The sequence below is a fragment of the Actinomycetota bacterium genome (assembly GCA_012837825.1).
In the GTDB taxonomy this organism is placed as follows: domain Bacteria; phylum Actinomycetota; class Humimicrobiia; order Humimicrobiales; family Humimicrobiaceae; genus Humimicrobium.
In genome coordinates this window covers 1-10813 of sequence record DUQM01000087.1, presented here as the reverse complement: position 1 = coordinate 10813, position 10813 = coordinate 1, and the positions used below count along the sequence as shown (strand labels likewise).

The window sequence follows — 10813 nt, the reverse complement described above, 5'->3', positions numbered from 1 at the left end:
TTCTTGCCAAAGCCAACAGAGGAATAATCTATATTGATGAGATTAATCTTCTTGACGATAATATCGTGGACGTGCTTCTTGACTCTGCTGCAATGGGGTTTAACACCATTGAAAGAGAGGGAATAAGCATAACACATCCTTCAAAATTCATTCTTGTAGGAACAATGAATCCTGAAGAAGGTGAGCTCAGGCCACAGCTTACGGACCGCCTTGGATTATATGTTGATGTAAAGGGAATTGAAGATATCGAACAGCGGGTAAAAATAATTGATGTAATGGAAGAGTTCGATTCCGATAATAATGCCTTTTATTTAAAATATGCTGACGAACAGAAAAAGCTGCTTGAAAAAATAAATATTGCAAAAAGCGTTCTGCCCCAGGTCAGACTTCAAAGGGATTTAAAGGAGCTGATAGCAAAGATATGTGTTGATTTTGGCATAGACGGACACAGAGCTGATATATTAATGTCAAGGTGTTCCAAAACAATTGCAGCTCTGGAAGGAAGAAAAATGGTTGAAAAATCCGATGTTGAAAGGGCTGCCGGCTTTATTATCCCTCACAGAGTAAGGCGCGATCCCTTTGATGAAGAGCAGCCGATCCAACAGAAGCTTCAGCAGTTAATGCAGGAACAAAAGCAGGAAGATAATAATCCCCAGGATGATGAAAATCAGGATAAAAACACTGACGACAAAAATGAAGACAGCAGTAAAAACTGGAATGAGAATTCCGAAGACAATTCCAAAGATGATTTGAAGGAGAACAATCCAAATTTTAATCAGCCCCCTGACGGTAAGGATAATAGGGAAAATGATACAAACCCTCGGAATGGAGACAAGCAGAAACCGGAGCAGCATCAGAATCCCGGACCGGACAGGCACAAAAAATTTATTACAGCACCTGAGATTTCAGTAAAGAGGGACAAAAAAATAAAAACCGGCAGGGGGCGAAGAGCAAAGACACTATCCACGCATACAGGGAAATATGTAAAATCAAGGAATCCAAAGTCAGGCACAACTGATATAGCAATAGATGCCACGATAAGAAGTTCAGTTATAAGCAAGGGCAGGATAGACATTGACAAAAATGATATAAGGGAAAAAGTCAGGGAAAAGAAAAAGGCAGTTACAACTGTGTTTATAGTGGATGCATCTGGTTCTATGGGTGTTGGAAAAAGAATGGATTTTGCAAAAGGAGCATTGATTTCTATGCTTCGTGATTCATATCAAAAAAGAGACAAGGTCGGGTTTGTTGTATTCAGGGGAAATGATGCAAAAGTCATATTAAAGCCAACGACAAGCGTTTATTCTGCAATGAAAAAGGTTAAAAGCATCCCGACAGGAGGAAAAACCCCGCTTTGTGAAGGCCTGCTTTCCGGCCTGAAGACAATAATGGATGAAATTATTAAAGATAAAAACTGCGTTCCTGCAATTGTCCTTGTTTCGGATGGCAGGGCCAATGTTTCAAAAAATAAAAAAGGTATTAAAAAAGAAATAATAAGTGTTTCAAAAAAGATTAAAGAAAAGGGAATAAATCTTATTATAATTGATGCTGATGATGCAAAGTTAAAACTCGGCTACTTAAATGAAATAATAAAATACGGAAAAGCAAATTATTTCCATATAAATAATCTTATCAATAAGGATTTTAAAAAATCTGTCGGACTACCTAATTAGTGAAGAAAATATTTTTTAAAGTTTTTTCAATAAACTGCATGAGGATTTTTAAGAATATTTATGAAAAGATTTAAGCAGGTAATATTATTGTTAACACGAAAGTGCAATTTGAATTGCGCATACTGTTATGTATCGGGTCAATATATATCTGAATCTATTACAAGAAACATAATTGATTATACTATAGATGCTCTTGATAACAGCATGGATAATGAAGCTTCAACTTTGCAGATTAGCGGTGGTGAGCCGCTTTTATTTCCAGAATCTTTTTTTTATGCTGTCAAAAAAACAAAGGAAATAAGACCTAAAACGGTAATAAAATTACAAACCAATGCGACTCTTGTTGACAGCAGCATTGCAAAGTTTATTAAGGAAAACAATGTAAAGGTAAGTGTCAGCATGGACAGTATTCCTGAGATAAATGACGGAATACGCGGCATGTCATCCTGCGTAATAAAAGGAATTGAGAAATTTCGCGAATACGATATCAGGATAAATCTTACGACGGTAATAACTTTAAAAAATGTTTGTTATCTTGAAAAACTTGCCGCTATGGCAGTGTCGCTTGAAAATATAGGAAGCATATCTTTTGATCTTTTAAGAAAGCCGCTTAACAACACCGACTGTTATAAAATCCTTATGCCTGATATTGATCTATTTAAGGAGCACTACAAAAAAGCATATTGGATTCTTAAAGGCTCTCGCTTTTTTGGCGCAGATGTCATAATGAATGATATGCTTATTTCCTCTACGCGGGTTAGATCAAAAAAGAACGGAAATCCTTATTACTGCTGGTCGGCTATGGGAGACAGCATAACTGTCACGCCGGAAGGTGATGTTTTTTCGTGTCCATCCCTTATCTATGACAAGAGTGCATTCATGGGACGAATTACAAACAGGGAAGCCCTGATAAGAAGGCCCTCAAGAAGTGTTGAAGATTTGTTGGATTGCAAAGAATGTGAAGCGAAATATATATGCAGGGGAGGCTGTCCGTCAAGAGCGTATCTTGAAAGTGGAAGCAACTTCAGCATCAGTGAATTTGAATGTTCATACAGGAAATATATATATAAAAATTTTTTAGAGAAGGAAACAGCATGAAAAATACAAACTCATCAAATGGTACAAAACCGTTTCAGATAGGAATTTATGGAAAAGGAGGGATAGGCAAATCTACTGTCACCGCCAATCTTACGTCAGGTTTGGGCAAGATGGGTAAAAAAGTGCTGCAAATAGGGTGTGACCCTAAAAGTGATTCAACAAAACTTCTTCTGGAAGGCAAAAAACAAACACCGATTCTTGAAATACTAAAGGAAAAAAGTGTAAATGACATAGATATAAAAGATTTCATGGAATATGGATATGAAAACGTCTGTTGCACTGAGTCAGGCGGACCTCAGGCAGGTGTAGGATGCGCCGGAAGGGGCATAATTACAATGGTGGAAGTGCTGAGAAACAAAGGCATATATGAAGCAGGTTTTGATTATATATTCTACGATATCCTGGGGGATGTTGTTTGCGGTGGTTTCTCAGTGCCTTTAAGGAAGGGCTTTGCCGACGGGATAATAATTGTCACTTCAGGAGAATTTCAGTCTCTTTATGCGGCAAACAACATTTGTAAAGGCCTGGGCAATTTAAACGGTAAGCTTATAGGAATAATTGGAAATAGCAGGAACATAGGAACTGAGAATGAACTTATACAAGAGTTCTGTACCCGTATAAATTCTGAACTTCTTGCTTTCATTCCCAATTCGAGAATTTTTTGGGAAGCTGAAGTAAACAGGAAAACCGTGCTGGAATATGCTCCACAAAGTAAATCGGCACAAATATTTATGTCTCTTGCAAAAAAGATAGTCGACAGAAATTTCAAGCTAACCAGTCCTGAAGCAATGTCGGAAAAGGATCTGGAGGATTTAAGTATTAAGTATTTCAAAGCCGGAGAAGCAAAACGGGAAGATTTTTCCCCATACAGCAAAATTGGTAATACCGATGCCGGCAGCGGGATGAATAATGATAATTCAGTGATAAAAAAAAACAAATTAAATCCTGTGAACACTGAACTAAAAAATATGAAAGCAAATATAAATACATGCACTATGATTCCGGCAAAGAATTTAAAAAAAAATATAAATCCTGATGATTCGCTTAAGAGAAAACCTCTTATGAAAATTATGAGTAAAAGCTTAAAAAACAGAGAACCGTTGCATGGATGCTCGATAACAGGTGCATTCGGGGTTACAACTCAAATAAATGATTATATTACAATAATGCATTCGCCATCCGGCTGCAGCTATATAAATGATATATCAAACTCCGGATCTTCACTAATAGAAAAAATTTATGGCACGGTTAACAAACCCTCTCTTTTCACCAGGCTCGTTCAGACCAATCTTAGAGAGAAGGACGTCATTTTTGGTGGTTCGGAAATATTAAAGAACTGTATTATGAACATGGTTAATAATTATGGGCAAAAGAAAATGTTTCTGGTTTCCGCATGTGCTTCAGCAATAATAGGAGATGATCTCGAGAAAAATGTAAACGAGCTTAAGCTTGGAGATGATTGCGATATCACTGTAATTGATACCCAGGGAGTGGCAGGCGGTGATTATTTTCAGGGCATGCTGGACGCCTACCGTATAATTTCTGAAAAATATATTGATAGAAATATAAAACCCAAAAAAGATGATGTATCGGTTAATCTGATTAATGAAAAAACAATGATGGGAGACACGGATGATAATTATAATACAATCAAAAAAATTCTTAGCCAGCTTAATATAAAAATCCACTGCAGATTCATAAGAGATACCGGCATAGATACAATTAAAGAATTCAAAAGAGCTTCGATTTCGATACCATACGACGATGGTTTTATTGCAAATGTGATTTCCAATTTTTTAAGCCAGAGTTTTGATATTAAAATATTCAGGAAGCTTCCCGTTGGTTTCAGGGAAACTGTCAGTTGGATTTCTGAGATTGCAGATTATTTTGGAAGGAATAAATTGATAGCCGGGTTAATTAATAAGTATACAAATGAATATGAACAGATAATAGAAAGGCAGAAAAAAATACTTGAGGGGAAATCGGTAATGCTCTTTGCTTTTAATTCCAATCTTGATTATGTAATTGAAACTATAAAAGACTTAAATATGAAACTTTTAAAGGTGTGTTTTATTAAGTCGGTGGAAAATGAGGAAATGGACATTAGCGGTTTTGGTGATGTGGATTACAACTATAATGAGACAGAAAGGGATAAGCTTATAAAAAAAATGAAACCCGATATAGTGCTTACAAATATACCGGTGCTTGAAACAGTAGAGGGTGTCCATTATGACCTGATGCCTTATTATCCGAAAATCGGTTTTTTCAGTGGCGTTGAATTATCCAAAAGATGGATGAGTTTTTTTTCTATAGACTTAAGGGAAGGTTGGAGAAATGAAGAAAAATTATTTAATAAATTACAATTTGAGTCCTGACAGCTTAACAGGCAGCATTTGCGGGATTGAAGGAATAAAAGATGCAATTGCATTGGTCAACGGACCAACAGGTTGCAGGATGTCTAACGCATATCTGGTTTATGGTCAGGATAGATATGTTGACTATACTGCTGACAATGCAAGGCTTTCGGATGATTATTTCATGCGTCAGTTCAGGGTTCCGTCTACATTCCTTGATGAATATGATTTTATTTTTTCAACCGAGGATAAACTTATTAAAATATTAAAAAGAATAGACTCTAATAATTTTTATAAACTGCTGGGTCTTGTTAACACCTCCGGAACAGCTCTGATTGGTGATGATCTTGAAAAGATTATTAAGAAATCCGGTTTTTCAAAAAATTATGTAATTGTTGAAACCACCGGATTCGTAAATGATATGTACACAGGTTTTCAGAATGTGATCATTGATATTCTTGAAAAGGCCTTAAATAATAGAAAAATAGCGCGAAATGATAAAAGCAGGTCTGGGAAGAGTCATTTACAAAATAAAGACAATGTTAATTTAATAGGTTTTTCTCTTGCACAGCACAACTGGTTCAATGATCTTGATGAGATTAAACAACTGCTTGCTTTGCTGGGCATTGAAATAAATGTTGTGCTGTGTGTGGATACGGAATATGAAGAGCTGCAGAATTTGCCTGATGCAAAACTGAATATTATTATAAGTGAAGAATATGGCTTACTTATAGGAAAATACCTGTATGAAAAAACCGGAGTTCCATATTTAGCTGCGGAACCTATGGATAATGCTGCAAGTAAGCACAAAATGTTTTCTCCCTATGGATTTGATTTTACAGAAGACTTTGTCGAAATGCTTTCGGGGTATTTCAGTATTGAAAGAAACAAATATCATAATGCAAGGGATAGAGCAAAGAGAAGGATTTTTAAAGTACTCCAAAATATATCAGGAACAAGAAATGTCATAAAGGGCCTCTCGTTTGGTATTTTTGCAGACAGCTATAAAATTTATCCGTTTTTAAAAATACTGTATGAGTACCTGGGTCTTTATCCTGCATTGATAGGATTACGGGGAATAGGTAATAATAATATTGAAGAGATAAAGTTTTATATAAAAAGTAAAAATCTTTCTTCAAAAATTCTGGAAACATATAATCAGTTTGATTTAAAAGATGCACTTGAAAAGATTAAACCTGATATAATTCTTGGAAGTTGTCTTGAGAAAAACATATTCAGACTCATTAGGAAAGACTTTGCCTTTATAAATATATCACTTCCTGAAGATGAAAAAACCGTCCTTACTTTCAGGCCATTTATGGGAATAAACGGTATGCTTACTCTTGTGGAAGACCTTATAAACAGTATTAAGGTAATTAATTTCAATTACCGCTATTGATTGAAAAATTCTTAATTATTTTACAAACAACAGTAAAAAGAAGAGACAGTATCTGCGCAACACTTTTATTCAGATTGTTTAATTGATATTTACTTTATCAGAAGTTCTTCTAAAAACATAATATATAGAAAATTATTCAGATGCATATTTCGAGAAAAGGAGAAAGGAGAATTGACTCCCTTCTCCTTTTCATTAAGGATGTGAGGGGAAATTAAATCGATTCTTTATATAAAAAAGCAATATTTTGGAAAAGTCCCAATATCATATCTATTCGATTTCTATACCATTTATTGCTTCAGCAAATTCCACAAGGGCATCTCCTTCTGTAAAGCTCAGGTTATTGACATAATCGGCAGTTATTCCAAATACTTTACCTTCCTTGACTGCCTTAAGTTCCTGTACTATTTCAAGTTTTGTAAAATCTTCAACTGAAGCGAAGTTACTCATGCCGCCTGTTGCTGTGGAAAGCGGGATAATTATTACATCAGGATCCGATTCAAGAAGTTTTTCAGTAGAATATTCAGCCCATCCTTCTATACCCTGCTCAGCAGGAAGATTTATGCCGCCCGCTTCAACTATAAGGGTGTCAACAAAAGTATTTGCACCCGGTACATAGTCCCCGTATTCACTTCCAACAGACATGATATAAATAGCTTTAGGTTTTTCGCTTTTACCCAATTTATCTACGGCAGCCTTTACCTTTGCCTGCTTTTCCTCCATACCTGCAATAAGCTTAGTAGCAATCTCAACAGAGTCAAACATCATACCGTAGTCAGCGATATACTTCTTTATGTGGTCCAAGCTCTGCACAATGCCAATTCCATATATTTTGATTTTTGCCGTTTCCAGTTGTTCGGCTATTGCAGGATCAATCGGGTCAAAACACACCAGCAGTTCAGGTGATAAGTCTATCAACCTTTCAAGCTCGAATCCTCCCGGTGTTATTACTGCCGGAGAATCAGCAAGCTCAGTGACTGTATCCGAGACCCAGTATGCAATCCCTTTAACGGCATCCAGCTTTCCGAATTCTTTCAAACATAATGTAAAATTATTTTCACCTGCAATTACTGATGTGACAGGCCCGTCAAAAACAAGCTGCCTGTTGTCACTACCTTCCTGCTGCCCACGATCATCTTCAATTGTTATAGGGTAATTAACGGCATAAGGGTCTTTCTCAGCAGTTGTTTCCTCAGCTGCAGTTGTATCTGCTGCAACTGTTTCAAGATTAGAAGTTTCTACTGAAGTAGTTTCAGCAGCTTCTGTCTCTGCAGGTGCAACTTGCCTGCACGACATGGACATTGGTACAAATGCTAATACCAATACCATTATCATCAAAATTGCAAGCACATTTAATTTTTTGTTTTTCATTTTTTCGATCTTTTCCTTTCCTTTTGCTCAAAGAATATTCATAGTATAAAAATATCTTTGAGGTTATTGTTGTAAATAATCTTTTTCAGGTTTTTTGCTTAAAATGCCTACATTTTTATAACCACTCCTTTCGCTTCGCCAAAAGCACAAAACAAGATGAAAATCCTTTATTCTCAAGCCTATTATTTTAATAAATCCTGCCAATTTGATTTCCTTAAGACTTAATCTCCTTATTTATTAAGTAATATGGCAAGCTCTTCTTCACTGCCGGCATCTCTTGCTCCCATCGCCAGAAGCTTTTTAAAGAAAGCCGTAGCCCTTCCATTTGTAAAATCTCTTTGGAAAAAATTTTTCCCATCTATAAAATATACACATTTATTAAGTTCGAGTGCTTTTTTCACAGATTCAAGATTGCAATAATTTTCTTCACCAAAATCAACCCTTGCCACAATAACAACATCACATTCTGATATTAAGTCTTCATTGAGCCTGATATTTTCTTCTCTGAGAGTTATATGGGGATCCTCAAGCACAAGCCTGATACCGAGCTGTTTTGCAACCTTTGCATCAGTATCAATGCTGCTCAGTATACATGTAGTTATTATATGGCCTTCACTTTGTAAAATATTAAAAAGATAAGACCCGCTTCCCCCGCCTGCAATAATATGGATTTTTTTTCTTTTTTCAGGAATTGATGTTAAATCATAATGACCGTTATAATGTGGAGTTATGAATATCTTATTAGTAAAAGGATTTTTACCTACAATAACATGGGCGCCATAGACATCGAAAATATTTTTACAGTTTAAAATATCTGCAGGAGTGCCATCTGCAAATATTTTTCCGTTTTTTATAAGTATTATTCTATCTGCATACTGAGCAGCAAGGTTTATATCGTGAAAAACGCCGACAACTGTAAGATGCTGCTTCTTGCTGATTTGCAGGATCAACTGCATAATTTCTATCTGGAAATTTATATCAAGATTTGATGTCGGCTCATCAAGCAGAAGTATTTTTGTGTCCTGAGCGATTGCTTGAGCAATTATCACTCTTTGCTTTTCGCCCCCGCTTATTTCCATATATCCCCTGTATGCAATATCTTCTGTTTTGGTTAATTTCATGGCATTCAGTGCAATGTCATAATCCTGCATGTCTTCATTTGCAAACTGGGATTTTTTACACGCCCTGCTCATAAGAACTATGTCAATATTTTTAAAATTAAAATTTGAGCTAGTTTCCTGCGGAACTACAGCTATGAGATTTGCCCTTTCCTTATACTTCATCTTATTAATATTTTTTCCAAAGATAGTTACCGAACCTTCTGTGAATGGCAATATGCCCGATATGATATTAAAAAGTGTGCTTTTTCCTACACCATTTGGACCAAGCAATGCAATAAATTCCCCGTCTTTTACCGTCATGCTGAAACTATCAATTATTTTTATTTTGTCATATGAAAAGTTCAGGTTTTTTATCTCTATTGCATTTTTTTCTTTATCATTTATATTTTGTTCCATATCATATGCTTATTTTTTTTAGATTTAATAGCCGGTCTTTGTCTTTTTTAAAAGATATATGAAAAATGGCGCACCTATCAGCGCAGTTATAATTCCTACAGGTATTTCACTTGGTTCTAATATATTTCTTGCAATTGTATCTGCGAGAAGCAGAACGATTCCTCCGCTGACAGCAGATACAGGAAGAAGTATTCTGTTGTCAGGACCTACGATTAAGCGCATCATATGAGGAACTACCAGTCCGACAAAACCAATGATTCCCGTAACAGAGACAGCAGCCGCAACTATAAAGGAGGAGATTATAATTATCATATTTTTCATTAATTCAACATTTATACCAAGCTGCTTTGCCCTGCTTTCGCCCAGTGTTATTGAGTTTAGATCTTTCGTATAAAAAAATAATGAAATAATTCCGACAATAATTATCGGTCCTACAACTTTTACTTTAACCCAGAGCGCTGAAGTAAGACTACCCATCATCCAGAAAACAACGGCCTGGAGCTTCTCTTTGCTTGAAACAAGCATTACAAAAGAGGTGGCAGCATTTAGTAAAGCCCCAATGGCAATTCCGGACAATATAAGGGTCAGTACATTTAAATGTCCCTTTTTGCTTCGTGCGAGATTAAAAACCAGAAATGTTGTTAATAGAGCACCTGCAAATGCTGAAAGGACAATACCTGATATGCTGCCTATACCGGATGTTAAACCCATTAAAATTGCGATTGATGCCGATAAAGATGCCCCGGAGGAAACTCCTATAATATAAGGATCAGCCATAGGATTTCTAAAAAGTCCCTGGTACATTACTCCGCTTGAAGAAAGACTCATGCCTACAAGTACGGCAAGAAAAACTCTGGGAAGTCTTACATTCTGAATGATTGTTTTATATGTCGGACTTATATCCGAAACATTAACAAGGTTTCTGAGAACAGGGATTCCATCAATTATCAGTTCAAAAGTCTGTTTCAAAGGAATCCTTGCGGATCCTATGGAAGCAGCAATAATCATTAAAGAAAACAACACAGCAAGCGAAATAAATGTATAATATACTATTCGGTTATTTACAGATCTAAACCCTTTTTCTTTTTTGCTGCTACTGGTTTCCGGATTGCTATACTTTCTGGATATCATTTTTTTCAAAGCGACTTTTTATAAAATTGTTATCGCTCTTAAAAGAAATGAGTATGAGGCAAACAAAAAATAACCACTCCTTCCTCGAAGAGCGCTTATATTAATTAAAAACCTACAGCAGGTCTCCTGACTTATGGGACTTTACCTTTTGCCTTCCCAACAGTACTGGCTGTCAGTGGCTAAAATAAAAGGCACACACCCAATTACAGTGACGGGATCGCTCCGGAATCTAACCGGATTCCCTATTAAGAATTACTTCACTGAAAGTTTTAA

7 protein-coding genes and 1 riboswitch are annotated in these 10813 nt (G+C 36.0%); of the genes, 4 read left to right on the top strand and 3 right to left on the bottom strand.

Annotation, left to right across the window (positions count from 1 at the left end):
• From GXZ93_06735 to GXZ93_06720, 4 genes are all read left to right on the top strand, one after another.
• On the top strand, nt 1–1673 hold a 1673-nt coding region (locus tag GXZ93_06735; GenBank protein ID HHT79467.1), incomplete at its 5' end, for a VWA domain-containing protein.
• 108 nt (nt 1674–1781) lie between these two features.
• Nucleotides 1782–2771 carry a radical SAM protein gene (locus tag GXZ93_06730; GenBank protein HHT79466.1) on the top strand — a complete coding sequence of 330 codons (990 nt, stop codon included), beginning with the start codon at nt 1782–1784 and terminating at the stop codon, nt 2769–2771.
• Nucleotides 2768–5146 (top strand): AAA family ATPase, encoded by a 2379-nt coding sequence (locus GXZ93_06725; protein ID HHT79465.1) that lies wholly within the window; start codon nt 2768–2770, stop codon nt 5144–5146. The genes GXZ93_06730 and GXZ93_06725 overlap by 4 nt, the downstream gene beginning before the upstream one ends.
• Nucleotides 5106–6524, top strand: coding sequence for a hypothetical protein (locus GXZ93_06720; protein HHT79464.1), 1419 nt, complete (start codon nt 5106–5108; stop codon nt 6522–6524). The genes GXZ93_06725 and GXZ93_06720 overlap by 41 nt, the downstream gene beginning before the upstream one ends.
• Nucleotides 6525–6791: 267 nt before the next feature.
• Here the strand turns inward: GXZ93_06720 and GXZ93_06715 are convergent, their stop codons facing one another.
• The 3 genes from GXZ93_06715 to GXZ93_06705 form a co-directional block, all read right to left on the bottom strand.
• Nucleotides 6792–7892, bottom strand: coding sequence for an ABC transporter substrate-binding protein (locus GXZ93_06715; GenBank protein ID HHT79463.1), 1101 nt, complete (start codon nt 7890–7892; stop codon nt 6792–6794).
• 230 nt (nt 7893–8122) lie between these two features.
• Nucleotides 8123–9409, bottom strand: a complete 1287-nt coding sequence (locus GXZ93_06710; protein HHT79462.1) for an ABC transporter ATP-binding protein — start codon at nt 9407–9409, stop codon at nt 8123–8125.
• 24 nt (nt 9410–9433) lie between these two features.
• Nucleotides 9434–10540, bottom strand: a complete 1107-nt coding sequence (locus GXZ93_06705) for an iron chelate uptake ABC transporter family permease subunit (protein ID HHT79461.1) — start codon at nt 10538–10540, stop codon at nt 9434–9436.
• A gap of 98 nt (nt 10541–10638) precedes the next feature.
• Nucleotides 10639–10813: riboswitch (cobalamin riboswitch) on the bottom strand. This riboswitch is flagged as partial in the annotation.

Coding starts and splice junctions, on each gene's coding strand:
- GXZ93_06725 (HHT79465.1), top strand. CDS start 2,768: ATGAAAAATACAAACTCATCAAATGGTACAAAACCGTTTCAGATAGGA.
- GXZ93_06705 (HHT79461.1), bottom strand. CDS start 10,540: ATGATATCCAGAAAGTATAGCAATCCGGAAACCAGTAGCAGCAAAAAA.
- GXZ93_06720 (HHT79464.1), top strand. CDS start 5,106: ATGAAGAAAAATTATTTAATAAATTACAATTTGAGTCCTGACAGCTTA.
- GXZ93_06715 (HHT79463.1), bottom strand. CDS start 7,892: ATGAAAAACAAAAAATTAAATGTGCTTGCAATTTTGATGATAATGGTA.
- GXZ93_06710 (HHT79462.1), bottom strand. CDS start 9,409: ATGGAACAAAATATAAATGATAAAGAAAAAAATGCAATAGAGATAAAA.